We start from the raw sequence: 24,723 nt of genomic DNA, 5'->3' as shown, positions 1-24,723 counted from the left end.
TTGCGTAGTCGGTTCAGAAATCTCTCGCGGACTCTACATTGTTACACAGCCAATCAGAAAATGCATTCCAATACTGTATATTCAAACAGGTCAAATTGTGTCATAATTAGCCGTTTCTGACAGCCGTTTGTCCTTCAAACAAATCAGGCAATCCGTGTTCCAACCGGGAAAGGTGAATGGATAAGATCGAAGTTCGGGGCGCCCGCACCCACAATCTCAAGAATATCAACCTCATAATCCCTCGCGACAAACTCATTGTCGTGACCGGGCTTTCGGGGTCTGGCAAATCCTCACTGGCTTTCGACACTTTGTATGCCGAAGGACAGCGTCGTTACGTTGAATCGCTCTCTGCGTACGCGCGTCAGTTCCTGTCGCTGATGGAAAAACCGGATGTCGACCACATTGAAGGGTTGTCCCCTGCTATCTCTATTGAGCAGAAGTCCACCTCGCATAACCCGCGTTCAACGGTCGGTACCATTACCGAAATTCATGACTATCTGCGTCTGCTGTATGCCCGCGTGGGTGAGCCGCGCTGCCCGGACCACGACGTCCCGCTGGCGGCCCAGACCGTAAGCCAGATGGTGGATAACGTGCTGTCGCAGCCGGAAGGCAAACGCCTGATGCTGCTGGCGCCGATCATTAAAGAGCGAAAAGGCGAACACACCAAAACGCTGGAAAACCTGGCAAGCCAGGGCTATATCCGCGCCCGTATCGACGGCGAGGTGTGTGACCTGTCCGACCCGCCAAAGCTGGAGCTGCAGAAGAAGCACACCATCGAAGTGGTGATTGACCGCTTTAAGGTACGCGACGATCTCGCCACGCGCCTGGCGGAATCTTTTGAAACGGCGCTGGAACTCTCTGGCGGCACGGCCGTGGTCTCCGACATGGACGACCCAAAAGCGGAAGAGCTGCTCTTCTCCGCCAACTTCGCCTGCCCGATTTGCGGCTACAGCATGCGCGAGCTCGAGCCGCGCCTGTTCTCATTCAACAACCCGGCGGGCGCGTGCCCGACGTGTGACGGCCTGGGTGTTCAACAATATTTCGATCCGGACCGTGTGATTCAGAACCCGGAGCTGTCGCTGGCGGGCGGGGCCATTCGCGGCTGGGACAAGCGTAACTTCTACTACTTCCAGATGCTGAAATCGCTGGCGGAGCACTACAAGTTCGACGTCGAAGCCCCGTGGGCGAGCCTGAGTCCGAACGTGCACAAAGTGATCCTGTTCGGTTCCGGCAAAGAGAACATCGAGTTCAAGTATATGAACGATCGCGGCGATACCTCCGTGCGCCGCCACCCGTTCGAAGGGGTGCTGCATAACATGGAGCGCCGCTACAAAGAGACCGAATCCAGCGCGGTGCGCGAGGAGCTGGCGAAATTCATCAGCAACCGCTCCTGCGCCACCTGTGAAGGTACGCGTCTGCGTCGTGAAGCGCGCCACGTGTTTGTGAAAAACACCGCGCTGCCGACCATCTCAGACATGAGCATCGGCCATGCGATGGACTTCTTCAACAACCTGAAGCTCTCCGGCCAGCGCGCGAAAATCGCCGAAAAAGTGCTGAAAGAGATCGGCGATCGCCTGAAATTCCTCGTGAACGTCGGCCTGAACTACCTGACGCTTTCCCGCTCGGCAGAAACGCTCTCCGGCGGTGAAGCCCAGCGTATCCGTCTGGCAAGCCAGATTGGCGCGGGCTTAGTCGGCGTGATGTACGTGCTGGATGAGCCGTCCATCGGCCTGCACCAGCGCGACAACGAGCGCCTGCTCGGGACGCTGGTTCACCTGCGCAACCTCGGCAACACGGTAATTGTGGTCGAGCACGATGAAGATGCGATCCGCGCGGCCGACCACGTCATCGACATTGGCCCAGGCGCTGGCGTGCACGGCGGCCAGGTGGTCGCGGAGGGAACGCTGAAGGACATCATGGCGGTACCCGAATCGCTGACCGGTCAGTTCATGAGCGGCAAGCGTAAGATTGAGGTGCCGAAACAGCGCGTAGCGGCAGATCCGGAAAAAGTGCTGAAGCTGACCGGCGCGCGCGGCAACAACCTGAAAGACGTCACCCTGACGCTGCCGGTTGGCCTGTTTACCTGCATCACCGGCGTGTCCGGTTCCGGTAAATCGACGCTGATCAACGATACGCTGTTCCCGATTGCGCAGACGGCGCTAAACGGCGCGACGCTGGCCGAGCCTGCACCGTACCGCGACATCCAGGGTCTGGAGCATTTCGATAAAGTTATCGACATCGACCAGAGCCCGATTGGCCGTACCCCGCGCTCTAACCCGGCAACCTATACCGGCGTCTTCACGCCCGTACGTGAACTCTTTGCCGGCGTGCCGGAAGCGCGCTCCCGCGGCTATACGCCAGGACGTTTCAGCTTTAACGTGCGCGGTGGCCGCTGCGAAGCATGCCAGGGCGACGGCGTGATCAAGGTTGAGATGCACTTCCTGCCGGATATCTACGTGCCGTGCGACCAGTGCAAAGGCAAACGCTATAACCGCGAAACGCTGGAGATTAAGTACAAAGGCAAGACCATCCACGAAGTGCTGGACATGACCATTGAAGAGGCGCGCGAATTCTTTGATGCCGTCCCTGCGCTGGCGCGTAAGCTGCAGACGCTGATGGACGTAGGCCTGACCTACATTCGTCTTGGGCAGTCGGCAACCACGCTGTCCGGCGGTGAAGCGCAGCGCGTGAAGCTGGCGCGTGAGCTGTCAAAACGCGGCACCGGTCAGACGCTCTACATTCTGGACGAGCCGACCACCGGCCTGCACTTTGCCGATATCCAGCAGCTGCTTGACGTGCTGCATCAGCTGCGCGATCAGGGCAACACCATCGTGGTCATCGAACATAACCTGGACGTGATTAAAACCGCGGACTGGATTGTCGATCTCGGCCCGGAAGGCGGCAGCGGCGGCGGTGAAATTCTCGTCTCCGGTACGCCAGAGACCGTTGCAGAGTGCGAAGCCTCGCACACCGCGCGCTTCCTTAAACCGTTGCTGTAATTGTCACACGGAGAGTTGCTGTCGGGTGGTTTCCGGCAGCAGCTCAACCGCCTGCTGATAGGACGCGTCCACCAGGTAGTAAATCTGCGAGCCAGGAATCGATCCGTCCAGATAGACGGTGCTCCAGTGCGCCTTATTGAGGTACTTGCTCGGCCTCACGTCATCATGCTGCTGGCGTAGCAAATCCGCCAGTTCAGGGCTGGTTTTCAGCGACGCAGCCGGACGGCCTTCCACCTCTTTCACCATCGCAAACAGGACATCTCCCACTTTAATCTGCGTGGCTTTCCAGTCGCTATGAACGCTCTGCTCCGCGCCGGGCTTGCTCATGCAGTACTGAAGTATCTCCGAAATTGTCATCTTTATTCCCCTTGTAGCGTGGCGATAATTTTACGCGAACCACCGTGAATGCGATGCTCTCCCAGCCAGATCCCCTGCCACGTACCCAACAGCAGTCGGCCGTTGTGAACCGGCAGCATCAACGATACGCCCAGCAGGGAGGATTTAATATGCGAAGGCATATCGTCCGCCCCCTCATAGTCATGCTCGTAAGGCGCGTTGTCCGGGACACTCTTCAGAAAATGGTGCTCCATGTCGGACCTGACGGTGGGATCGCAATTTTCATTAAGCGTGAGAGAGGCTGACGTGTGCTGAAGCAGCAGATGCAACAAACCCGTTTTCACCCGCGACAGATCGCGGAGTTGCCCGATGACTTCATCCGTCACCAGGTGAAATCCGCGTGGTTTAGCGCTTAAGGTCAGGGTTTGTTGGTACCACATGTGCTGCTCCGTGATGAAAGATGAATCTTTCTAAGTGTGCAGCAAGAAGACGAAAGGTAAAACCCGCAGCAGCGAGATTTGATTAAAAAAGAGTCAAACCCGCTGCCGGATACTTAATACTCCGAGTTGACGATTACCTCTTCGCCAAACTTTCCGGCCATCGGCAGCGGTCGATAGGTCGAGTTAGAGGCGCGCAATACCCTGATCCCTCGGGCCCCCACGTCATGTGCGGCGGTGATGTCGTTATCCGAATCGCCGTAGAATACTTTGATATTTTTCTTTTCCAGCCACTGGGTTTTGGTGTTTTGCCCCTCTTTGTCACCGGCAAAAATGACCGGGTTCATGCTGGTCGCCGGGATCTGGAAATCATCCTGCAGCGTTTTAGAGACGGTTTCGGTTTTGGTCTGGCTGCGGCCGGTAACAAAATAAATGCTGTCGCCGCGCTTCACGTGCATGGCAATAAGCGCACGGGCAACCTCTTTCGGGATGCTGAATTCGTCCCAGCCGTTATTCATTTTTTCCCAGAATTCCGGGTTCTTTAGATACGCTTCGCTGTCGGGTGAATACGTTTTCTTCCCGCGCCAGAAGCCAGGGCTTGAGAACAGTACGGTATCGTCAATGTCAAAACCCACGGCCATTGGCGCGCGGCCGATCAGACTGTTTTCGATTTGGGCCACTGAAACCCAGTGAATGGGTGCCTGCTCGGCGAGAATGGCGGCGGTGGTGCCGGTGTAAAGCGGCGTCGGGGCAGAAGCTCTCGCGACGACGGCGCTGTTAAGCGAGAACAATAAGCAGGCGGCGCTGAGCGCCAGTGTGATCTTGCGCATATTTTCCCCTGAATATTCAGTTTGTTATCGTTTTAATTTGAGCGGATGGTCAAAAAACTATCCGACCATAACCCCAGCGGGAGGTGAAGGGAAGGAGTTTTTGCTTATGAAGCGGAATAAAAAGAAGACGATCACAGAATGCCGGGCAACGTTTTTGTGCGGCCTGATACCCTCACCCCAGCCCTCTCCCACGGGGAGAGGGTCGATTGGTAAGTGCTTACATTACAGCAGCAAACGCCTGCGCCACGCGATGAACGTTGCTGGCATTCAGGCCCGCCACGCACATACGGCCGCTGGCGATCAGGTAGACGCCGAACTCTTCCCGCAGACGATCGACCTGCGCCGCGCTCAGACCGGTATAGCTGAACATCCCGCGCTGCTTGAGCAGATAGTCGAAGTTATGTCCCGGCACGGCCTCTTTCAGCACGTTAACCAGCTCCTGACGCATGGACAGGATGCGCTTACGCATCGCTTCCACTTCGGCAAGCCAGGACGCTTTCAGCTGTTCGTCACCGAGAACCGTCGCCACCACCTGCGCACCAAAGTTTGGCGGGCTGGAGTAAATACGGCGCACCGTCGCCTTCAGCTGGCCCAGGACGCGACCCGCCGCTTCGGCGTCTTCACAGACCACGGACAGACCGCCAACGCGTTCACCGTACAGGGAGAAGATTTTAGAGAAGGAGTTGCTGACCAGCGCTGGCAGCCCGGCGCTGGCCACGGCGCGGATGGCGTAAGCATCTTCTTCCATACCCGCGCCAAAGCCCTGGTAGGCGATGTCGAGGAACGGAATCAGGTCGCGGGCCTTCAGTACCTCAATCACCGCATCCCACTGGGCGTTGGTGAGATCCGCCCCGGTCGGGTTATGGCAGCATGGGTGCAGCAGCACAATGCTGCGCGCCGGTAGGGTGTTCAGTTTTTCCAGCAGAGCTTCAACGCGCACGCCGTTCGTTTCGCTGTCGAACCACGGATAGGTCGCCACGTTGAAACCTGCGCCCTCGAAGATCGCAACGTGGTTTTCCCACGTCGGGTCACTGACCCATACGCCTGAATCCGGGAAGTATTTTTTCAGGAAGTCTGCACCCACTTTCAGCGCACCCGAGCCGCCCAGCGTCTGGATGGTTGCCACGCGTTTTTGCGCGAGCACCGCGTGATCGGCACCGAATAACAGCGGAGCGATGGTGTTGCGGTAGGCGTTTAACCCTTCCATCGGCAGATAAAGAGAAGCACCGTGTGGAACAGCATTCAGACGCGCCTCAGCTTCGGCAACGGCTTTTAATTGAGGAATGATGCCATCCTCGTTGTAATACAGACCGATGCTGAGGTTCACTTTGTCGCTGCGAGGATCTTCTTTGAAACGCTCCATTAAGGAGAGGATAGGGTCGCCGGCATAGGCGTCAACTTTCTGAAACACGCGATGGTTCTCCGGAATTCGATGAGGCAGGGATTTCAACAATAAACCGGAACATCACTCAACACCACCCCTTAAGATTATCCTGCGATCGGCATAGGTTTTTTGCGTCCTCTCGCCATGACATTTACCCAATATTTTCCCCTTCTCGCTTTCCGTAATGTGGCTCCTGCGCAACCGCGCATTCACTGATTCAAGGAGTTCACATCATGGATTCACAATTTATTGGTTCAGTTATTAACGCCCTGCCGCTGGAACATATGATCGGCGGTCCGCTGCAGGCGATGATCAAAGCACAGGTCCAGGCAAGCAAGGCCTATACCGACTTCCTGCTCTCCGTCTGTATTAAAGACGGCAAAGCTGTCGCGATCGAGTTCGATTACGACGAAACCGTAGTAGACGAACAGGGGGTCAATAAAGGCAGCGTGACCCGCAAGATGAGTATTCCGCTCCTGGCGGCGGTCACCCACCCCATCATCTGTATCGAGGACGGTACCATCGACTTTGAGCTGGAAGTGAGCCAGAGCGAAGCCAGTTCCAGCAGCACCGAAGCGGAGGCCTCCGTGGAAGCGTCCGTCGGCTGGGGCGTTTTCAAAGCGAAAATGACCGGCAAGGTCTCCCATAAATCGGAGCAGACCCGTTCGACCGATACACGCGCGAAATATTCCATTCATACCCAGATTAAACGCCAGGAGCCACCTGAAGCTCTGCAGCGCGTGATTGATTACCTGACCAACGCCAAAACCAAGCCTGTCGCCGCGCAATAATCTTCCACGCCGCGACATACGTGCGATTCCGTAACGCAGGGGCTACCCGGGTAGCCCTTTTTCCAGGAGCGAAATATGTCTTTTAAAAAATGGCTGCGCGGCGGCAAGGATGAGGAGCCGGAAAACAGGGCGGGCAAAGAGGATGAAGGCACGCCACCGGTACAGGAAAACACGCCTCCAGCGCCTCCAGCCGATATTCCCGGCGTGCCGATCTCGCTTGAAGATATCACGCGTGGGATGCAGTACGCGGCCACTGCGGCCAACGAACTGATTGCTCAGCAGTATATGAAGGCATTGGATCCCTTTTTCGAACCCGCAGAAGACGGTTCGTTAATTCCACGCACGGTACAGCTGGCGCTGGATGAAAAGCATTACTTTGACCTGCCCTTGGTCGCGCTTTCGACACCGCGCGGGCTGATGCTGGAAAAGATGAAGGTCAACCTGACGATCCGCACGGAAGGCATGCAGGCGCCTTCCCGCCAGTCCGGTGAAAACGAATTTGGCCGCTTTCACGTCAGCCTTTCGCCTTCCAGCGATAACAAAGGCGGGCGTGACAGCCGCCACGTCGATGTAGAGATGCAATTTACCGCACTTGAGCCACCGGAAAGCGTCATGCGTTTGATTGACGAATACACCAACAAGGTGATTCCCCGCCCGAAAGCAGAGGAGACTCCGTAATGAAAAAACAACCAGAACGTACAGGTGACAGGGGCATTCAGCTTATTTGCCAGTTTGAAGGGCTGAGGCTGGAGCGTTATCGCGATGCCGTAGGTTTATGGACCATCGGCTACGGCCATTTGATCCTCAAAGAGGAGATGGAAAAGCTCACCAAAATTACCACCGGTGAAGCCAAAGATCTGCTGCGCAAAGATCTGAAACGCACCGAGGACGGCGTGAAAAAACTGCTGAACAACGCTTCGACGCAGAACCAATTCGACGCGCTGGTTTCGTTCGCCTTCAACCTTGGCGTGGGCAATTTAAAGAAATCCACGCTGCTCAAAAAATTCAACGCAGGCGATATCCAGGGCGCCGCACTGCAGTTCAAAAGCTGGAATAAGGCAGGCGGTAAGGTTTTGACCGGGCTTACCCGACGCCGCGAGGCGGAAATGAAGCTATTTCTTAGTTAATTCAACAGGAAAATTACAATGAAACCACTATACATAGTGAAAATGGCCGTACTGTCTGTTTCGTTATTCAACGTGTTACAGGCAACCGCCACCATGCCAACCTGCGAAGAGGAAATAAAGGAAGCCAACACCTTTTTATCTTCTCAGGGTATGGTGCCCGTCAATAACGTGACCGATCTGGCGACAACGCTTCGTCATATAAAAAATTTTGGGCGCCTGCCCGACCGCTATATTACCTCGGATGAGGCCAAACGCCTCGGCTGGTCGGGAAGTGAAAGCGAATCGCTTTGGGGTCTTAAACCCACCAATCAAAAATGGATCGGTGGCGATAAATACAGCGATCGCGCTCTTCCTTCCAGTCAGCCCTGGCTTAGCGCGGATGTCGATGTCGTGAAGGGATATCGCTCTCCCAAGCGTTTGATTTACAGCCTGTCAGGGCAACAGCGCTTTATTACGACCGATAAGTATCAGCATATTGTTGAGCTGGATCCCTGCCAATAATAAGCGCCCGTTACGATAATAAATCCCCTTTTCCGAGGGGATTTATCCTTGCAGAGGATGAACGTATGTCTGACATCTATCTCCCGACCCTCATCAGTGAAGCCTTGCTGGCTTTTTCAGGTTTATTTGGCGGCGTCAGTATCTCGTTTTTCTGGCAACCGCAGCGATTGCACCAGCACAGCCGATTTATGGCAGGCATTATTTTTGGTGGAATCAGCATGGGCGCGGCCGTCGCATTAGGTGGATTAGCAGCCCGCTGGTTAAAGATAGACCTTAATCAGGCCGATATCACGCTTGGTTTAGGGTATATCCTCGGGGCAATGAGTAATGGCCTGATCGTCTGGCTGGCAAACTTTTTTCGCCGGCATGAACAGCGCGATATTTTTGATGTTGCAAGCGTCATCAAAAGTAAAGTCAGACATGAATCACTTTCTCCGCCAGATTTAACCCACAACAAGCCCGATGGAGAATAAATGGTTAACATAATGAATGGCTGGGTGCTTCCCTTTATTATCTTCGTCGACCTGGTAACATCGCTGCTGATTTTGTTTGCCGCCTATAGCCGAAGAGTCCATGCCCTGCCGGTAATGTGTAAAATTGGCTTAGCCGCCCTCGCCTTTGGTTTTTTTGGTGAGAGCAGCTTAAACATGAAATTTATTCTTACCGGTGCTGATATACTGAGTGACAGCTTTCCATTCTGGCTATTGCAGGACTTCGGAACGCTGGTGGTGGTGATATATTATTTCAAATCTCAGTACCGTTAAAAAAACAAAGCGCAACAGAGGTCTATCTGTTGCGCTTTTCTTTTAACGCATTTTGGCTGCAGCCCTTCGCTTTGCTGAAAATCGGCTAATTAGTCATATATTTAAAATAGAGCATTGCGGCCTGTGTCCGATTGTTGACCTGTAGTCGGTGAAAGATGGATTCCAGATGCACTTTGACCGTACCTGCGCTGATATTCAATTGCCGGCTGATCTGCTTATTTGTTCCCCCATTCGCCAGCAGCTTAAGAACTTCCTTCTGCCGACGACTCAGGGAATAGATCGGCAACCCGCCAGTGGGTTGTTCTCGCTGGACCACGGCTTGCTCCGGAAAACAGACCACCCCCGAGGAGACCATACAAAGTATCTGGCTGATTTTCTCGGCGGGGAGATCCTTGGTAAAAATGCCCTTAATGCTTTGGCGGATGTAGAAGTTGAATATCTTATCCGTCGTTTTTCGTAACATCACCACGATCGGTAGCTCAGGCCAGTTTGTCATCAAATTAGTGATAAAATCACGGCACTTCATTTCACCATCCAGCAAAATAATGCTGACCGGCATAGAGGTTAAAATTGCGTGTGCATCTTCAAAGTTGTTCGCTGCAAAAACAGTGCATTCCGGCATGACGCGTTCCAGCTCTGTTTTCATACCGTGAATGAAGATCGGTAATTCATCGATCATTAATATATTCATCGTAGCATAACCCCGTGTGAAATCTATTTTCTTAGGTTATTCAACCAACTTATTCCGAAATTAAGTATGCGTGCTATTACAAAACTGTAAAAACAGCATTCGGCATAAGGCAAATGTCATATATCCAAAGCAAAAAGTTAAGCAGTACTACACATTAAACATAGCCATATTTAATTAAGAACGATCTTATCGTTATTAAAAACAGCCTGGGCTCAATAGCATATTCCCAGAAATATTGCTGGCACTTATTATTTTACTGCACGCGTGCCATCCACCTACATATTAATATTTCAATGAGGTCATTTATGACAATACTAACAGTGTATTTCTGTGGTACTGGATCTAATAAATTTGATGAGTCTCATGCTAATTACTGGAACGGCGAGCTCATCTCTTCTCTGGCAGCCAATAACAAGGGTAAAGAGTTCGCCGAATGGGTCATTCTTGATGGCCCGGGGAGCGGCAATCTACAAAGCGATGAGCTTTGGGTCAAAAGCGGAGAATATTCTCAGCTTCGCGCCCAGCTTCTGGGCAGCGGCTGGAATGAGAATGTTCAGCATGCGATCAATATTATCAAAGGACACGTTGACTGGCAGCGTGAGAAGCTCACAAAAGAAAACTATGAGCAGCTTAAAAAGGCGGGCGTACCGATTCAGGACGTTGAGGTTACCGGCTCATTTTGGTGGCGCAAATATGACTATGGCGATCGTAAAGTGACCCAGCAGGCGCTGCAGCAGCAAATCATCAAAACCTTCCGTCAGGGGCAGATCCTGCCCACTCAGGTGAACCTTGTTGGGTGGAGCCGGGGCGGAATTAGCTGCCATATGCTTGCCAATGCAATGCTGGCCGACCCCCTTTTAACGACGATTCCGGTGAATATTTTTGCGGTCGATCCGGTTCCGGGCATGGGTAATTTCCAGGCGGACAAAGTCACTCTGGGCAGCAACGTGAAGGAGTATGTGGCTTTCTATGCCAGACATGAGCGATCAAAAGGTTTCTCGTGCGTCATTCCACAGACCGATAGCGCGACAAAAGTCCATATTTATCCCATGTCTGGTCGCCACGCTACGCTGGTAGGGAATGCTTCGGCCAATGGGAATAGCGGGGAAAAAGTGGTCCATGAGCCCGGCACGATCGTGCGTCATTTTGCAGAAGTTTGCCTGCAAAGATGGGGCGTCACGCTGGATAAAAAGCTCAATCTGGATGGAGTGCAGCTTCTGGAATTGCATCAGGCCATTCAGCGTAACGCTCCGCTATTCGCCGAGATGCAGAAAACGGTGTACACCATTTCGGAAAACGATGGGGGGGAGCGTTATGTCTCGTTGGGCAGCACCGGAAAACGGTTCTCGTCCATCCAGGGTTCGCGCTTCAGTCCGGAGTCAGGGCTCGCGTCGGATTATTTGACTAATCAGGCGATCTATAACGTGTTGAAATAAGCGTTACGCGTCCAACGGCAGCTAATGCCGTTGGACGACTATCTGCAAGTCTCAGTAGATGTACTTCATCGCCACCCTTGACGTCAGGCGCGTGATAAGTTCGTAAGCACTCACTTTTGTAATTTCAGCAATGCGTTCGACGGGCAAACCTTCGCCCCACATCACGACATCGTCGCCGGGCTTATCCTGGGCTTCAGGCCCCAGATCGACACAAATCATGTCCATCGCCACGCGGCCGACGATCTTCACCTCGCGACCGTTGACCAGAACCGGCGTGCCCGAAGGCGCGGCGCGCGGATAGCCGTCACCATAGCCCATCGCCACCACGCCGAGACGGGTATCACGCTCGCTGGTCCAGGTACCGCCGTAGCCCACCGGCTCGCCCGCTTTATGGTCACGCACGGCAATCAGGTTAGAGACCAGCGACATGACCGGCTGGAAGCCAAAGTCCGGCCCCCAGGGTTTATTCTCCAGCGGCGACACGCCGTAGAGAATGATGCCGGGTCGCGCCCAGTCGAAATGCGACTGCGGCCACAGCAGAATACCGCCGGATGCCGCAATCGAGCGCATCCCCGGCTTGCCTTCGCAGAAGGTGTTAAAGATATCCAGCTGGCGCTCGGTCGCACCGCACTCGGGCTCATCGGCGCGGGCGAAGTGGCTGACGATATTCACCGGCTGGCGCACGTTTTTGCACCGGCATAAACGCTGATAAAACGCTTCCGCGCTTTCCGGACGCACGCCCAGACGGTGCATGCCCGTGTCGAGCTTCATCCAGACGGTCACCGGCTCGCTCAGCTCGGCGGTTTCCAGTGCGGTTAGCTGTTCTTCGTTATGTACCGCCGTGTGCAGATGCTGGTCAGCGATGGTCGGTAAATCTGTGGCTTCGAAAAAGCCTTCGAGGAGCAGAATGGGTTGAGTAATGCCGCCCGCGCGCAGGCGGAGGGCTTCTTCAAGACGGGCGACGCCAAAGGCGTCGGCATCGGGGAGCGTTCGCGCGGTCTCAAGAAGACCGTGTCCGTAAGCGTTCGCTTTCACGACTGCAACGAGCTTGCTGGCAGGCGCCAGTTCACGCAGACGTTGCAGGTTGTGTCGCAGAGCGCGGCGGTTAATAACAACAGTTGCCGCTTGCATTTGAATTCCTTAGAAATTACTCATCATCATATTGAGGACCGGCATAGTTGTCGAAACGCGACCACTGTCCGTTAAAGGTCAGACGCACCGTCCCGATTGGGCCGTTACGTTGTTTACCAATAATAATTTCGGCGATCCCTTTCAGGTCGCTGTTCTCGTGATAAACCTCATCACGGTAGATAAACATGATTAAGTCGGCATCCTGCTCGATGGAGCCGGACTCACGCAGGTCAGAGTTGACCGGGCGCTTGTCGGCACGTTGTTCCAGAGAGCGGTTCAGCTGCGACAGCGCAACGACCGGTACGTGCAGCTCTTTGGCTAACGCCTTGAGCGAGCGGGAAATCTCCGCAATTTCCAGCGTACGGTTGTCGGAAAGCGACGGGACGCGCATCAGCTGAAGGTAGTCGATCATGATGAGGCCGATGCCGCCGTGTTCACGGGCGATACGGCGCGCGCGGGAACGCACTTCCGTCGGCGTCAGGCCGGAGGAGTCATCGATATAGATGTTACGTTTTTCCAGCAGAATGCCCATGGTGCCGGAGATGCGCGCCCAGTCTTCATCATCGAGCTGGCCGGTACGAATGCGGGTCTGATCCACGCGCGACAGCGACGCCAGAGAACGCATCATAATCTGCTCGGAGGGCATCTCAAGGCTGAAGATCAGCACCGGCTTATCCTGCAACATCGCCGCGTTTTCGACGAGGTTCATCGCAAAGGTAGTTTTACCCATAGACGGACGCGCGGCGACGATAATCAAATCCGACGGCTGCAGACCGGCGGTTTTCTTGTTCAAATCGTCATAGCCGGTGTTTACCCCGGTCACACCGTCGTGCGGCTGCTGGAACAGCTGTTCGATACGGGCAACGGTGGCGTCGAGGACATCGGCGATGTTTTTTGGACCTTCGTCTTTATTGGCGCGGCTTTCGGCGATTTTAAAGACGCGGGATTCAGCCAGATCGAGCAGGTCTTCGCTGGTGCGCCCCTGCGGATCAAAACCGGCCTCGGCGATCTCATTCGCCACCGAGATCATCTCCCGGACGACGGCACGTTCGCGCACGATATCGGCATAAGCGCTGATGTTCGCCGCACTAGGCGTGTTTTTTGACAGTTCCGCCAGATAGGCAAACCCGCCGCAGCTGTCGAGCTGACCAAGGCGCTCCAGCGATTCCGCGAGCGTGATCAGGTCTATCGGGCTACCCGACTCCTGCAGACGCGCCATTTCGGTAAAGATGTGGCGGTGCGGGCGGGTGTAGAAATCTTCCGCCACGACGCGCTCGGCGACGTCGTCCCAGCGTTCGTTATCCAGCATTAAACCGCCCAACACCGACTGTTCCGCTTCAATCGAGTGCGGCGGGACCTTTAACCCTGCGACCTGGAAATCACGCTCGCGAGGTTCAGTCTGTTTGTTGAAGGGTTTGTTTCCTGCCATAGTGAATGGAGTTACCGAGATAAAGAGTGGGTCGAAAGATTACCATATTTTTCTTACGGAGGGAGCATGGCAACGCGCATTGAATTCCAGAAACACGGTGGGCCAGACGTACTGAAAGCGGTGGAGTTCACACCTGCCGCGCCTGGCGAAAACGAAGTGCAGGTTGAAAACAAAGCCATAGGCATAAACTACATCGACACCTATATTCGCGGCGGTCTCTACCCGCCGCCGTCAATGCCGAGCGGCCTGGGCACCGAGGCGGCCGGGGTCGTCGTCAAAGTGGGCAGCGCGGTTAAGCATATTAAAGAGGGCGACCGCGTGGTGTACGCGCAGTCTGCGCTGGGCGCTTACAGCTCCGTCCACAACGTTCCGGCGGATAAAGCCGCCCTGCTGCCTAACGCTATCTCCTTCGAGCAGGCGGCGGCCTCGTTCCTGAAAGGTCTGACGGTTTACTACCTGCTGCGCAAAACCTATGAAATTAAGCCCGACGAGCAGTTCCTGTTCCATGCCGCAGCGGGTGGCGTCGGGCTCATCGCCTGTCAGTGGGCAAAGGCGCTGGGCGCGAAGCTGATCGGCACCGTCGGAAATGCACAAAAAGCGCAGCGCGCGCTGCAGGCGGGCGCCTGGCAGGTGATTAACTACCGTGAAGAGAGCATTGTTGAGCGGCTGAAGGAGATCACCAGCGGTAAAAAAGTGCGCGTGGTGTATGACTCGGTGGGGAAAGACACGTGGGAAGCGTCGCTGGACTGTCTGCAGCGCCGTGGTCTGATGGTCAGCTTCGGCAATGCGTCTGGCGCGGTCACCGGCGTTAACCTCGGTATTCTGAATCAGAAAGGTTCGCTGTATGTGACTCGCCCTTCCCTGCAGGGATACATCACCAACCTGGAAGAACTTGAGGAAGCCAGCAACGAGCTGTTCTCGCTGATCGCCAGCGGCGTCATCAAAGTGGATGTGGCAGATGCGCAGAAATTCGCGCTGACCGATGCGCAGCGCGCGCATGAGGTGCTGGAGAGCCGGGCGACGCAGGGGTCGAGCTTGTTGATTCCCTGAGCCCCAAAAAGAAATTGGGCTTCCCGTGGGAAGCCCTTTCTTTTTTTAGTTCGGCTGTATGTAGGGTACAGCTCGATGAATTCTTTAACGGCAGCCATAGTGACAGATTCGATAACTAAATCCTATTCTGTTCTAAGCCATGCCGCCGGAAAAGTTACAAGTATGTGACGAACCCCTCAATACCTTAGTAACGGAAGCGGTTATTGCGCTGATAATTGGGCACTTTTGGCGCTTTAATCGCCCGAATCACCCACACGACCGCAATGGCCAGCAGTAGCCACGGCAACAGTTTGATCGTCAGCGCAAACAGTCCGCCAATAAACATGACCACCGTCGCCACCACGATAGCCGCCAGAATGCCGAGCAGCGAAACGCCTGTCGCTAACAGCATGACAAAAAAGCCAATCACAAAAAGTAGTTCCAGCATGGTGCTCTCCCACGAGTTCCCGAGTAATGCAGTCAGCATTACAAGAATCATGCCAGTATTAAGCTGTTGTTATTAAAGCAAAACGCCCCGCGAACGTTCGCAGGGCGTGGTGAATTTGACGAACTTTTAGCGAAAGTTATCGCTTGTCCGCCACCAGTCGCAGCGCATGTTCCAGCACCTCAATATCGGCTCCGGCTTTATGCGCATTCTCGCTCAGGTAGCGGCGCCACTGACGCGCGCCCGGAATACCCTGGAACAGGCCAAGCATATGGCGGGTGATATGGCCGAGATACGTGCCATTGCTCAACTCACGCTCAATGTAGGGGTACATCGCACGCACGACGGCAACCGGATCGGTGTCCGCGCCTTCGATGCCAAAGATTTCGCGATCGACCGTCGCCAGAATGCCCGGGTTCTGATACGCCTCGCGGCCGACCATCACGCCATCCATATGCGCCAGATGCGCTTTAGCCTCTTCCAGCGACTTGATGCCGCCGTTGATGGACATCGTCAGGTGCGGGAAGTCACGCTTCAGTTGATACACGCGCGGATAGTCCAGCGGAGGGATCTCACGGTTCTCTTTCGGGCTGAGGCCGGAGAGCCAGGCTTTTCGCGCGTGGATGATGAACATCTCGCACTCGCCTTTCCCGGATACCGTGTTGATGAAGTCGCACAGGAATTCGTAGCTATCCTGGTCGTCAATGCCGATACGGGTTTTGACCGTGACCGGAATGGAGACCACATCGCGCATCGCCTTGATACAGTCCGCTACCAGCTGTGCATTCCCCATCAGACAGGCGCCAAACATGCCGTTCTGCACGCGGTCGGACGGGCAGCCAACGTTCAGGTTGATCTCGTCGTAGCCGCGTTCTTCTGCCAGCTTCGCGCACTGCGCCAGCGCGGCCGGATCGCTGCCGCCCAGCTGCAGGGCAACCGGATGCTCTTCTTCGCTATAGGCCAGATAGTCGCCCTTCCCGTGAATGATTGCGCCCGTGGTCACCATTTCGGTGTACAGCAGCGTATGGCGGGAGAGCTGGCGCAGGAAGTAGCGGCAGTGTCTGTCCGTCCAGTCGAGCATCGGCGCAATGGAGAAACGGTGTGCAGGGAAAGCGGTCTGTAATTCTGACGACATGGCGAAGTTTTAAGCATCTGGTGGAAAAGGGGCGCTACTATAGCACAAAGAAAAGCCGGAGGCGCAGCGCCTCCGGTGGACTTTAGAACGTCATGCTCAGCTGAGCCCCGGCGCCCCAGGTTTCGTCCTCGCCGTACAGGCCCATCAGGTCAACATGAACGGTACTGAACGGCGCGAAGCCGACACCGCCGGTAAAGACATTGCTGTCGTTACCCTTCACGTCCGCGCGATAACCCGCACGCACCGCCAGCCAGCTGAGCGGCGTAACCTCAGCACCGACGCCCACGTACTGCGACGTATCTTCGCTCTTGAAGCCTTTGGTTTCCGTCAGATCGCCATCGGCGGTCAGCGTCACCAGGTCGTTATACCAGGCGGCGCCGGCGGTTACCAGCGGACGGATCTGGTAGGTGTCTTTATAGCTCACCACTTCTCCCGTACGGCCGTTGCGGATACGGATATCTTTGGTGTCGATATCGCGCGACATCAGGTTTTGACCGCTCACGCCAACCGTCCAGTGTTCGCCGAAATCAGCCGCGATACCGGCATCGACGTTAAAGCCCGTGTCGTCCGTGCGGTAGCGGCTGTCGTTCCACTTGTTACTGTCGTAATCGTAGATTGACGTGGTGTAGTTATAGACCCAGGTTTTTTGCAGTTTTGGCGTCACGCCCACGGAAACCGGGACGCCGCCGAGGTCAAACTGACGGGCAACGGCAACACCATAGTCGGACACAATCGCTGCCCGGCCAGACGCCGTTGAGTTGAGATTTTTAGTGATTTGATCCGTGCCGTTCAGCGCAGCGTCCAGGGCAACACCGGCAGCCACCACCTTGCTTTGTTGAATACCGCGCAGATAATCAATATCTTGCTGATCGATAGACGAACTCACCCGGCCATGGGCGTAGCCTTTCGCCATAAAGGCCACGGAAAGCACATCGTTAGGGATACTCACGGCAAGCCCAGCACCTGCCGTCGCGCGTGCGGTTTTACCCTTAAGATAGTCCAGCTCATCGGCCAGATCTTTGGCCGCGCCCTGGAATTGATTAATGGAACCTAACGGATTGGTGATGATCTCCCTTGGCGTGAGGTCATCAACCACATCCTTATAGTGATTGATTTTGTCGTTGATGGTATCAATCTCGTCCTGAAGATTGTCCTCATCCGTCACCTGTACGCCAACGGACGGCAAAATGACCGTCACATCATCGTCCGGTTTTGCCTTTGCCAGCAACGCGGGGTTGATTAACGCCCCGCTACCATAGCTCCCGGAGGCAACGCCAGTGCCACCCATTGCGTCGCTACGTGATTCTGTCCAGGTATTGGCTGCTCCCGCCTGATTTGCCATAAACAAGGAAACAGCGATACTAACCACCGAAAATTTAAAATTTTTTTTCACAGTATGCCCGTTATAGTCTGTTATGAAATAACCCCTGTCTGTTATCACCCAAACAGGAACGAACTATTGCTGTGAATAAGTAGTAAAAGACCCGCTATTTCTACCCCTAAGTAAAACTCCCTTACGGCCTGTTATATTTTGTGACGGCCCTCAATATTTATAGAAGAGGAAATTATTTTTTCCCAGGTTTTCCATCATGCGGTCCAAAAAACTGGGGCGGGTGGTCTACCCAGCGATCCTCACGCGTGGCGGCATAAACGGGGTTGAGCGGATAGTAGATGCGGTTGTGCTTCTTGTTGGCCTCGCCAACGACCAGTAACCGCACCTCTTCGTCCGTGTTGTTGATAAAGGTGTGGCAGATACCAGTTCCGGCAGGAAACCCCACGCTGTCGCCCGGTTCAAGTTTCCATAAATAGCCATTAATCCACGCTTCTGGATGACCTTCGAGCACATAAACGAACTCTTCTTCATCGCTTTCCGCATGCGGATAGGATGTCCTGCGCCCGGGCGGTAAACGCTCATGATGGATACCAATGCGCCCGAGCCCAAGCTTGCGAGCCAACGGGGCGCCGATAGAAAAACGCTCATCGCTATCTGGGTAGGTCGAATCATCCGCGCCTTCAACGTCGCGCCAGTGCCGAATACAGTCAGGTTTTTTCATTGTTTATTTCCCGTTTTGCAATGGGTCAGGTATAGCACAGACTGGCGGATCTCGGCGTTTTTACCAGAACATGATAAAGTGGGGGTTTCCGTCCTATAACATCCGGGGTGCTAAATGGATAAGTCCACAAAAGAGCTGTTAGCGCAGGCCGAAAAGCTGTGTGCGCAACGCAATGTGCGCCTGACTCCGCAGCGCCTTGAAGTCTTACGTCTGATGAGCCTGCAGCAGGGTGCCATCAGCGCTTACGATCTGCTGGACCTGCTCCGCGAAAGCGAGCCGCAGGCGAAACCACCGACCGTGTATCGCGCCCTGGATTTCCTGCTGGAACAAGGATTCGTGCATAAAGTTGAGTCGACAAACAGCTACGTGTTGTGCCATCTGTTCGATCAGCCCACCCACACATCGGCGATGTTTATCTGTGACCGCTGCGGCGTGGTGAAAGAAGAAGCTGCGGAAGGCGTGGAAGATATTATGCATACGCTGGCGGCGAAAATGGGTTTTGCCCTGCGTCATAACGTGATTGAAGCGCACGGACTGTGCTCTGCCTGCGTGGAAGTGGAAGCCTGCCGTCATCAGGACGCATGTCAGCACGACCACTCTATTCTTGTGAAGAAAAAACCGCGTTAGCAGTAAAAGCAAAGGCGGCTCATGGCCGCCCTCAGGGTGTACTTCCTTGTACTTGCGGGTATAGCCCGGTTACCAGCGGTAGTCGTTGCGTTTTTCCCAGTCGCCCACTTCTTTTTCCGCCTGGTCTTTTGCGTAGCCGTAACGCTCCTGGATTTTACCGACAAGCTGATCGCGTTTACCTTCAATGACGGTCATATCGTCATCGGTCAGCTTACCCCACTGTTCTTTCGCTTTACCTTTGAACTGCTTCCAGTTGCCGCCGATTTCGTCTTTATTCATCATCGTGTCCTCTTAGTTAAGCGTCGGGTCGTAACGTCCGTTACGTTCTTTTCTGCTGGACGTGATAATTATTGTAGTTAAGGATTCGGCAGTTGATTTCATATTCGGAATCTTTAACCGTCACGATATATCGTGACGTGAAGGGAACCAGGTATCGTTTTGCCAGTGGCGGTGCCAGATAAAAGCCAGCGATATCCCTCGCAGCGAGAGGAAAACGGCCAGGGCCAGCCACAAACCGTGATTACCCAGCCAGGGGAGCGTCAGCAGCGTCAGACCAAACCCGGCCGCCGCGACCGCCATGCTGTTACGCATTTCCGCTCCGCGCGTCGCACCAATGAACATGCCGTCCAGCAGATAACACCAGACGCCGACCACCGGTAAGATGACTTGCCAGATGAGATAGTGACTCGCCAGCTCGCGCAGCGCAGGGATAGACGTAAGCAACGCGACAATTTGCTCACCAAAGCAGGCGTAAACCAGGCCAAACGCCAGCGCCACCAGCCCAGACTGGCGGCAGGCTGCCCGCCAGACGTCCCTAAGCTGCCCGCTTTCGCGCGCGCCGTACGCCTGCCCGGAATGCGCTTCTACCGCATAGGCAAAACCGTCCAGCGCGTAGGCGGTAAAGGTCAGCAGCGTCATCAATACCGCGTTGACCGCGACGATTTCTGGCCCCAGTCGCGCCCCGAAAACCGTCAGCGCACCGAAGCAGAGCTGAAGCAGCAGCGAGCGCAGCATGATGTCACGATTAAGCGCCAGCAGTTTACGGATATTGCCGCGCCATGCGGTTTTGAGCAGCGCCAGGGAGAACCCGCGCATCGCCAGCACGCGCCAGACCATCCACAGACCAATAATAAAGGTTCCGTATTCGGCAATTGCCGTCGCCAGCGCCGCGCCCCGCACGTTCATATGCAGGCCCATTACCAGCCAGACATCCAGCACAATGTTGAGAAGGTTGCCTACCACCAGCAAAATCACTGGCGCACGGGCGTACTGAACGCCCAGTAGCCACCCCAGCAGAACCAGGTTTGCCAGCGAGGCGGGCGCGCTGAGCCAGCGGATTTCAAGGAAACGTCGCGCCTGAGCCAGTACCGCCTCGCTGCCGCCGACAACATGGAGCGCAAGGTCGATCAGGGGCGTACGGAATAAAACGATTAACGCCCCCGCACCGAGCGCAAGGATCAGCGGCTGGACCAGCGCGCGCGCCAGACGCAGCGGATCTTTTGCACCATAAGCCTGGGCCGTGAGCCCGGTGGTGCTCATGCGCAAAAAGAGCAGCAGCATAAACAGGAAGCTGGTTGCCGTCGCGCCAATCGCCACGCCGCCAAGATAAACAGGCGAATCAAGGTGACCAATAACGGCAGTATCGACCAGACCCAGCAAGGGAACGGTAATATTGGAGAAAATCATCGGCAGAGCAAGACGCCACAATGCCTTATCGGATGCCGTCAGCAGTGACATGAAAAATACCGGGAGTCGAGAATGAAGCAGGCTACAGCGGCGCCATAGCCTGTCAGGAAGAGGTTACAGCCATTCGCCGTTGCGAATGACCCCAACCGCCAGTCCTTCGATAGAGAAGTTGTGTTCGCGGAGATCGACCACAATTGGGGAGAACTCGTTGTTTTCAGGCAGTAGCTGAACGGTGTTCCCCTGTTTTTTCAGACGCTTGACGGTGACTTCATCATCTATGCGCGCGACAACCACCTGGCCGTTACGCACATCCTGCGTTTTGTGCACCGCAAGCAGATCGCCATCAAGAATACCGATGTCTTTCATCGACATACCGCTAACGCGCAGCAGGAAATCTGCGCTCGGTTTGAACATGCCAGGATCAACCTGGTAGTGGCCTTCAATATGCTGCTGTGCCAGTAAAGGCTCACCGGCGGCAACACGGCCTATCAGCGGAATACCCGTCTCTTCTTCCACCAGCAGGCGGATACCGCGTGACGCGCCTGAAACAATCTCAATCACGCCTTTACGCGCCAGCGCTTTCAGATGTTCTTCGGCAGCATTCGGAGAACGGAAGCCCAGACGCTGCGCGATTTCCGCACGCGTGGGTGGCATACCCGTCTGGCCGATATGATCCCGGATGAGATCAAACACCTCTTGCTGCCTGGTCGTTAACGCTTTCATTCCGCCCCCTGGGTGTATATACAGTTATGCTGTGAGTATATACAGTCAAAGGCGATTTTGGAACCAAAAACTGCACAAAAAACCAGGGACTTAATTATTCCTCGAGGCTCATCGGAAATGTGACCAAAGCAGCGTGACCCAGGTGATAACGGCAGTGATAATCGCCAGCAACACGGCAGCAGAGCCCATGTCTTTTGCGCGGCCAGAAAGCTCGTGGAAATCTGAACCAATGCGATCAACAACGGCTTCAATAGCGCTATTAAGAATTTCCACTATCATCACCAGAAGCACGGAACCGATTAGAAGTACGCGGGTAATAGCATCAACATCAAGGAAACAGGCGATGATCACCGCGATGATAGCGGCGACGCCCTCCTGGCGAAAGGCGGCTTCGTTGATCCACGCGGCACGGAAACCTTTCCATGAATAGCCGGCGGCTTTGATGATACGCGTTAACCCAGTGGTATTATTGGCCATTAAAAGAACCTTTTATGAAAAAAAGCGTCAGTAACAGGAACTGTAGCGCGTTTCGCTACAGCCTGAAGTATGACGGGTAACAACAGAAATTTTGCGCGCTTTCTGTTATCCTTGCGCCGCAATTGCATTATTAACCAGAGGCTTTACATCGTTTATGTCCGGCTGGCCACGAATTTACTACAAATTACTTAATTTACCATTAAGCATCCTGGTAAAAAGCAAGTCTATCCCAGCAGAACCCGCGCTGGAATTGGGGCTCGATACGTCGCGTCCTATTATGTACGTTTTGCCTTATAACTCGAAGGCAGACTTACTGACGCTTCGCGCCCAGTGTCTGGCGCATGACTTACCGGACCCGCTTGAACCGCTTGAAGTTGACGGTACGCTGCTGCCGCGCTACGTGTTCATTCACGGTGGACCGCGCGTGTTTACCTACTACACGCCAAAAGAAGAGTCCATCAAGCTGTTCCACGACTATCTCGACCTGCACCGCAGCAACCCCGATCTGGATGTACAGATGGTGCCGGTTTCGGTGATGTTTGGTCGTCGTCCGGGCCGTGAAAAAGGTGAAGAGAATCCGCCGCTGCGCATGCTTAACGGCATCCAGAAGTTCTTCGCGGTCTCCTGGCTGGGACGCGACAGCTTTGTGCGTTTCTCCCCTTCCGTTTCGCTGCGTCGAATGGCGGACGAGCACGGTACCGACAAGATCATCGCGCAAAAACTGGCGCGCGTGGCGCGTATGCACTTCGCCCGCCAGCGCCTGGCTGCCGTAGGGCCGCGTCTCCCGGCGCGTCAGGATCTGTTCAACAAGCTGCTGGCCTCCAAAGCTATTGCCCGCGCCGTTGAAGACGAAGCGCGCAGCAAGAAAATATCGCATGAGAAAGCCCAGCAGAACGCCATTGCGCTGATGGAAGAGATTGCAGCGAACTTCTCTTACGAGATGATTCGCCTGTCCGATCGTATTCTCGGCTTTACCTGGAACCGCCTGTATCAGGGCATCAACGTTCATAATGCTGAACGTGTGCGTCAGCTGGCGCACGATGGCCATGAGATTGTCTATGTTCCCTGCCACCGCAGCCACATGGACTACCTGCTTCTTTCCTACGTGCTCTATCACCAGGGGCTGGTACCGCCGCACATTGCTGCCGGTATCAACCTGAATTTCTGGCCAGCAGGTCCGATTTTCCGCCGCCTGGGCGCGTTCTTTATCCGTCGCACCTTCAAGGGCAACAAGCTCTACTCCACCGTGTTCCGCGAATATCTGGGCGAGCTGTTCAGCCGCGGCTATTCCGTGGAGTACTTCGTGGAGGGTGGTCGTTCCCGTACCGGACGTCTGCTCGATCCGAAGACCGGCACGCTGTCGATGACCATTCAGGCGATGCTGCGCGGAGGAACCCGTCCAATCACGCTGGTGCCAATCTACATTGGCTATGAGCACGTGATGGAAGTGGGCACGTACGCCAAAGAGCTGCGCGGTGCGACCAAAGAGAAAGAGAGCCTGCCGCAGATGCTGCGCGGCTTGAGCAAGCTACGCAATCTCGGTCAGGGCTACGTGAACTTCGGCGAACCGATGCCGCTGATGACGTATCTGAACCATCACGTTCCCGAGTGGCGCGAGTCCATCGATCCTATCGAAGCGATTCGTCCGGCCTGGCTGACGCCAACGGTCAACGGCATCGCGTCCGAGCTAATGGTGCGCATTAACAACGCCGGTGCGGCTAACGCCATGAACCTGTGCTGTACGGCGCTTCTGGCTTCGCGTCAGCGCTCGCTGACCCGCGAACAGCTCACGGAGCAGCTGGATTGCTATCTGGACATGATGCGCAACGTGCCGTATTCCGTTGATTCAACCGTGCCTTCTGCTACCGCCAGTGAGCTTATCGATCACGCGCTGCAGATGAACAAGTTTGAAGTCGAAAAGGACACGATCGGCGACATCATCATTCTGCCGCGCGAGCAGGCAGTGCTGATGACCTACTACCGCAACAACATTACCCATATGCTGATGCTGCCGTCACTCATGGCGGCTATCATCACCCAGCATCGCCGTATTTCGCGTCAGGAGCTATTGCGTCACGTTGAGACGCTCTATCCGATGCTGAAAGCGGAGCTGTTCCTGCGCTGGAGCAAAGACGAGCTGGCGGGCGAACTGGACAAACTGACGGAAGAGCTGCGTCGTCAGGGGCTGATCACCGTCTCAAACGACGAGCTGCACATCAATCCGTCGCGTTCCCGAACCCTGCAACTGCTTGCTGCCGGTGCGCGCGAAACGCTGCAGCGCTACGCCATTACGTTCTGGCTGCTGAGTGCGAACCCGTCTATCAACCGCGGCACGCTGGAGAAAGAGAGCCGGACGCTGGCACAGCGCCTGTCCGTTCTGCACGGCATTAACGCCCCGGAATTCTTCGACAAAGCGGTCTTCAGCTCTCTGGTCCTGACGCTGCGTGACGAAGGCTACATCAGCGATACGGGCGATGCCGAGCCGGAAGAGACGCTGAAGGTGTACCAGATGCTGGCCGAACTCATTACGTCGGATGTGCGTTTGACGATCGAGAGCGCGACGCAGGGCGAGTGATGTGAAAAAGCCGGGTTGGTGGTTTCACCTGACCCGGCCTGGCGTTCTGCATAATATAAAGGCCCGGTAAGCGTTAACGCTACCGGGCCTTATTTTTGAGCCTTGTTAAATCACCG

The 24,723-nt window shown here is 55.1% G+C and carries 26 protein-coding genes; 11 read left to right on the top strand and 15 right to left on the bottom strand.

Going from position 1 to position 24,723, the window contains the following annotated elements; genetic code table 11:
• Positions 1-176: 176 nt before the first annotated feature.
• Positions 177-2,999 (top strand): excinuclease ABC subunit UvrA, encoded by a 2,823-nt coding sequence (uvrA, locus tag ACERY3_RS20990; RefSeq protein ID WP_058842043.1) that lies wholly within the window; start codon positions 177-179, stop codon positions 2,997-2,999.
• Positions 3,000-3,002: 3 nt separating this feature from the next.
• On the opposite strand, the gene ACERY3_RS20985 is transcribed toward uvrA, so the two are convergent.
• The 4 genes from ACERY3_RS20985 to tyrB form a co-directional block, all read right to left on the bottom strand.
• Positions 3,003-3,356, bottom strand: a complete 354-nt coding sequence (locus ACERY3_RS20985; RefSeq protein ID WP_058842044.1) for an MmcQ/YjbR family DNA-binding protein — start codon at positions 3,354-3,356, stop codon at positions 3,003-3,005.
• Between the two features lie 2 nt (positions 3,357-3,358).
• Positions 3,359-3,775 (bottom strand): secondary thiamine-phosphate synthase enzyme YjbQ, encoded by a 417-nt coding sequence (locus ACERY3_RS20980; RefSeq protein WP_023310052.1) that lies wholly within the window; start codon positions 3,773-3,775, stop codon positions 3,359-3,361.
• Positions 3,776-3,888: 113 nt separating this feature from the next.
• Positions 3,889-4,602 (bottom strand): acid phosphatase AphA, encoded by a 714-nt coding sequence (gene aphA, locus ACERY3_RS20975; RefSeq protein WP_032662578.1) that lies wholly within the window; start codon positions 4,600-4,602, stop codon positions 3,889-3,891.
• A gap of 217 nt (positions 4,603-4,819) precedes the next feature.
• Positions 4,820-6,013, bottom strand: coding sequence for an aromatic amino acid transaminase (tyrB, locus tag ACERY3_RS20970; protein WP_047059576.1), 1,194 nt, complete (start codon positions 6,011-6,013; stop codon positions 4,820-4,822).
• A 206-nt stretch (positions 6,014-6,219) separates the two neighbouring features.
• Here tyrB and ACERY3_RS20965 point away from each other — a divergent pair, with 206 nt between their 5' ends.
• From ACERY3_RS20965 to ACERY3_RS20940, 6 genes are all read left to right on the top strand, one after another.
• Entirely contained in the window at positions 6,220-6,777 is a 558-nt protein-coding gene (locus ACERY3_RS20965) for a DUF2589 domain-containing protein (RefSeq protein ID WP_023334176.1), read from the top strand.
• A 75-nt stretch (positions 6,778-6,852) separates the two neighbouring features.
• The gene (locus tag ACERY3_RS20960; protein ID WP_033144414.1) at positions 6,853-7,455 is read left to right on the top strand and encodes a DUF2589 domain-containing protein; all 603 of its coding nucleotides are present in this window, start codon (positions 6,853-6,855) and stop codon (positions 7,453-7,455) included.
• Positions 7,455-7,904, top strand: coding sequence for a lysozyme (locus ACERY3_RS20955; protein WP_373226413.1), 450 nt, complete (start codon positions 7,455-7,457; stop codon positions 7,902-7,904). Before ACERY3_RS20960 ends, ACERY3_RS20955 begins: the two co-directional genes overlap by 1 nt.
• A gap of 18 nt (positions 7,905-7,922) precedes the next feature.
• Entirely contained in the window at positions 7,923-8,405 is a 483-nt protein-coding gene (locus ACERY3_RS20950; RefSeq protein WP_373226411.1) for a ribonuclease, read from the top strand.
• A 65-nt stretch (positions 8,406-8,470) separates the two neighbouring features.
• On the top strand, positions 8,471-8,878 hold the full coding sequence (locus ACERY3_RS20945; RefSeq protein ID WP_033144411.1) for a hypothetical protein: 408 nt from the start codon (positions 8,471-8,473) through the stop codon (positions 8,876-8,878).
• A complete protein-coding gene (locus tag ACERY3_RS20940) occupies positions 8,879-9,169 on the top strand; it encodes a hypothetical protein (protein ID WP_214580356.1) in 291 nt (96 codons plus the stop codon). It abuts the gene before it with no gap.
• A gap of 85 nt (positions 9,170-9,254) precedes the next feature.
• Here the strand turns inward: ACERY3_RS20940 and ACERY3_RS20935 are convergent, their stop codons facing one another.
• The gene (locus ACERY3_RS20935; protein ID WP_223998077.1) at positions 9,255-9,848 is read right to left on the bottom strand and encodes a response regulator transcription factor; all 594 of its coding nucleotides are present in this window, start codon (positions 9,846-9,848) and stop codon (positions 9,255-9,257) included.
• A 317-nt stretch (positions 9,849-10,165) separates the two neighbouring features.
• Here ACERY3_RS20935 and ACERY3_RS20930 point away from each other — a divergent pair, with 317 nt between their 5' ends.
• Positions 10,166-11,296, top strand: coding sequence for a hypothetical protein (locus ACERY3_RS20930; protein WP_032662597.1), 1,131 nt, complete (start codon positions 10,166-10,168; stop codon positions 11,294-11,296).
• A gap of 51 nt (positions 11,297-11,347) precedes the next feature.
• Here the strand turns inward: ACERY3_RS20930 and alr are convergent, their stop codons facing one another.
• Both alr and dnaB read right to left on the bottom strand, forming a co-directional pair.
• Complete coding sequence (gene alr / locus ACERY3_RS20925) at positions 11,348-12,427, bottom strand: alanine racemase (protein ID WP_373226410.1); 1,080 nt, start codon at positions 12,425-12,427, stop codon at positions 11,348-11,350.
• 16 nt (positions 12,428-12,443) lie between these two features.
• Positions 12,444-13,856, bottom strand: coding sequence for a replicative DNA helicase (gene dnaB, locus ACERY3_RS20920; protein ID WP_023310046.1), 1,413 nt, complete (start codon positions 13,854-13,856; stop codon positions 12,444-12,446).
• A gap of 66 nt (positions 13,857-13,922) precedes the next feature.
• On the opposite strand from dnaB, the gene ACERY3_RS20915 reads away from it, so the two are divergent.
• Entirely contained in the window at positions 13,923-14,906 is a 984-nt protein-coding gene (locus tag ACERY3_RS20915; protein ID WP_373226409.1) for a quinone oxidoreductase, read from the top strand.
• A 184-nt stretch (positions 14,907-15,090) separates the two neighbouring features.
• Here ACERY3_RS20915 and pspG read toward each other — a convergent pair whose 3' ends face one another.
• The 4 genes from pspG to ACERY3_RS20895 form a co-directional block, all read right to left on the bottom strand.
• On the bottom strand, positions 15,091-15,333 hold the full coding sequence (gene pspG, locus ACERY3_RS20910) for an envelope stress response protein PspG (RefSeq protein ID WP_039264132.1): 243 nt from the start codon (positions 15,331-15,333) through the stop codon (positions 15,091-15,093).
• A 136-nt stretch (positions 15,334-15,469) separates the two neighbouring features.
• Positions 15,470-16,465 carry a tRNA dihydrouridine(20/20a) synthase DusA gene (gene dusA / locus ACERY3_RS20905; protein ID WP_045355242.1) on the bottom strand — a complete coding sequence of 332 codons (996 nt, stop codon included), beginning with the start codon at positions 16,463-16,465 and terminating at the stop codon, positions 15,470-15,472.
• Positions 16,466-16,547: 82 nt separating this feature from the next.
• A complete protein-coding gene (locus ACERY3_RS20900) occupies positions 16,548-17,858 on the bottom strand; it encodes a conjugal transfer protein TraF (RefSeq protein WP_373226408.1) in 1,311 nt (436 codons plus the stop codon).
• Between the two features lie 172 nt (positions 17,859-18,030).
• A complete protein-coding gene (locus ACERY3_RS20895; RefSeq protein ID WP_023310041.1) occupies positions 18,031-18,519 on the bottom strand; it encodes a cupin domain-containing protein in 489 nt (162 codons plus the stop codon).
• Positions 18,520-18,633: 114 nt separating this feature from the next.
• Here ACERY3_RS20895 and zur point away from each other — a divergent pair, with 114 nt between their 5' ends.
• The gene (gene zur / locus ACERY3_RS20890) at positions 18,634-19,146 is read left to right on the top strand and encodes a zinc uptake transcriptional repressor Zur (RefSeq protein ID WP_008503369.1); all 513 of its coding nucleotides are present in this window, start codon (positions 18,634-18,636) and stop codon (positions 19,144-19,146) included.
• Between the two features lie 69 nt (positions 19,147-19,215).
• Here the strand turns inward: zur and ACERY3_RS20885 are convergent, their stop codons facing one another.
• From ACERY3_RS20885 to ACERY3_RS20870, 4 genes are all read right to left on the bottom strand, one after another.
• Positions 19,216-19,425: a CsbD family protein gene (locus ACERY3_RS20885; RefSeq protein ID WP_014830284.1), complete on the bottom strand. Its 210-nt coding sequence runs from the start codon at positions 19,423-19,425 to the stop codon at positions 19,216-19,218.
• Between the two features lie 120 nt (positions 19,426-19,545).
• Complete coding sequence (gene dinF, locus ACERY3_RS20880; RefSeq protein WP_058842050.1) at positions 19,546-20,883, bottom strand: MATE family efflux transporter DinF; 1,338 nt, start codon at positions 20,881-20,883, stop codon at positions 19,546-19,548.
• Positions 20,884-20,946: 63 nt separating this feature from the next.
• The gene (gene lexA / locus ACERY3_RS20875) at positions 20,947-21,555 is read right to left on the bottom strand and encodes a transcriptional repressor LexA (RefSeq protein ID WP_023310039.1); all 609 of its coding nucleotides are present in this window, start codon (positions 21,553-21,555) and stop codon (positions 20,947-20,949) included.
• A 108-nt stretch (positions 21,556-21,663) separates the two neighbouring features.
• Positions 21,664-22,032, bottom strand: coding sequence for a diacylglycerol kinase (locus ACERY3_RS20870; protein WP_023334158.1), 369 nt, complete (start codon positions 22,030-22,032; stop codon positions 21,664-21,666).
• Between the two features lie 154 nt (positions 22,033-22,186).
• Between ACERY3_RS20870 and plsB the strand changes: the two genes are divergently transcribed.
• The gene (plsB, locus tag ACERY3_RS20865) at positions 22,187-24,607 is read left to right on the top strand and encodes a glycerol-3-phosphate 1-O-acyltransferase PlsB (protein WP_033144402.1); all 2,421 of its coding nucleotides are present in this window, start codon (positions 22,187-22,189) and stop codon (positions 24,605-24,607) included.
• The last annotated feature ends 116 nt before the right edge of the window (positions 24,608-24,723 follow it).

Origin of the sequence: Enterobacter cloacae complex sp. ESBL7 (assembly GCF_041679625.1) — a bacterium.
Taxonomy (GTDB): domain Bacteria; phylum Pseudomonadota; class Gammaproteobacteria; order Enterobacterales; family Enterobacteriaceae; genus Enterobacter; species Enterobacter asburiae_B.
This window is presented reverse-complemented; position numbering and strand designations above follow the sequence as displayed.

Excerpts from the sequence above, each read along its gene's own strand:
- uvrA (WP_058842043.1), top strand. The coding sequence starts at position 177 with ATGGATAAGATCGAAGTTCGGGGCGCCCGCACCCACAATCTCAAGAAT.
- ACERY3_RS20985 (WP_058842044.1), bottom strand. The coding sequence starts at position 3,356 with ATGACAATTTCGGAGATACTTCAGTACTGCATGAGCAAGCCCGGCGCG.
- ACERY3_RS20980 (WP_023310052.1), bottom strand. The coding sequence starts at position 3,775 with ATGTGGTACCAACAAACCCTGACCTTAAGCGCTAAACCACGCGGATTT.
- aphA (WP_032662578.1), bottom strand. The coding sequence starts at position 4,602 with ATGCGCAAGATCACACTGGCGCTCAGCGCCGCCTGCTTATTGTTCTCG.
- ACERY3_RS20965 (WP_023334176.1), top strand. The coding sequence starts at position 6,220 with ATGGATTCACAATTTATTGGTTCAGTTATTAACGCCCTGCCGCTGGAA.
- ACERY3_RS20960 (WP_033144414.1), top strand. The coding sequence starts at position 6,853 with ATGTCTTTTAAAAAATGGCTGCGCGGCGGCAAGGATGAGGAGCCGGAA.
- ACERY3_RS20955 (WP_373226413.1), top strand. The coding sequence starts at position 7,455 with ATGAAAAAACAACCAGAACGTACAGGTGACAGGGGCATTCAGCTTATT.
- ACERY3_RS20950 (WP_373226411.1), top strand. The coding sequence starts at position 7,923 with ATGAAACCACTATACATAGTGAAAATGGCCGTACTGTCTGTTTCGTTA.
- ACERY3_RS20945 (WP_033144411.1), top strand. The coding sequence starts at position 8,471 with ATGTCTGACATCTATCTCCCGACCCTCATCAGTGAAGCCTTGCTGGCT.
- ACERY3_RS20940 (WP_214580356.1), top strand. The coding sequence starts at position 8,879 with ATGGTTAACATAATGAATGGCTGGGTGCTTCCCTTTATTATCTTCGTC.
- ACERY3_RS20935 (WP_223998077.1), bottom strand. The coding sequence starts at position 9,848 with ATGATCGATGAATTACCGATCTTCATTCACGGTATGAAAACAGAGCTG.
- ACERY3_RS20930 (WP_032662597.1), top strand. The coding sequence starts at position 10,166 with ATGACAATACTAACAGTGTATTTCTGTGGTACTGGATCTAATAAATTT.
- alr (WP_373226410.1), bottom strand. The coding sequence starts at position 12,427 with ATGCAAGCGGCAACTGTTGTTATTAACCGCCGCGCTCTGCGACACAAC.
- dnaB (WP_023310046.1), bottom strand. The coding sequence starts at position 13,856 with ATGGCAGGAAACAAACCCTTCAACAAACAGACTGAACCTCGCGAGCGT.
- ACERY3_RS20915 (WP_373226409.1), top strand. The coding sequence starts at position 13,923 with ATGGCAACGCGCATTGAATTCCAGAAACACGGTGGGCCAGACGTACTG.
- pspG (WP_039264132.1), bottom strand. The coding sequence starts at position 15,333 with ATGCTGGAACTACTTTTTGTGATTGGCTTTTTTGTCATGCTGTTAGCG.
- dusA (WP_045355242.1), bottom strand. The coding sequence starts at position 16,465 with ATGTCGTCAGAATTACAGACCGCTTTCCCTGCACACCGTTTCTCCATT.
- ACERY3_RS20895 (WP_023310041.1), bottom strand. The coding sequence starts at position 18,519 with ATGAAAAAACCTGACTGTATTCGGCACTGGCGCGACGTTGAAGGCGCG.
- zur (WP_008503369.1), top strand. The coding sequence starts at position 18,634 with ATGGATAAGTCCACAAAAGAGCTGTTAGCGCAGGCCGAAAAGCTGTGT.
- ACERY3_RS20885 (WP_014830284.1), bottom strand. The coding sequence starts at position 19,425 with ATGAATAAAGACGAAATCGGCGGCAACTGGAAGCAGTTCAAAGGTAAA.
- dinF (WP_058842050.1), bottom strand. The coding sequence starts at position 20,883 with ATGTCACTGCTGACGGCATCCGATAAGGCATTGTGGCGTCTTGCTCTG.
- lexA (WP_023310039.1), bottom strand. The coding sequence starts at position 21,555 with ATGAAAGCGTTAACGACCAGGCAGCAAGAGGTGTTTGATCTCATCCGG.
- ACERY3_RS20870 (WP_023334158.1), bottom strand. The coding sequence starts at position 22,032 with ATGGCCAATAATACCACTGGGTTAACGCGTATCATCAAAGCCGCCGGC.
- plsB (WP_033144402.1), top strand. The coding sequence starts at position 22,187 with ATGTCCGGCTGGCCACGAATTTACTACAAATTACTTAATTTACCATTA.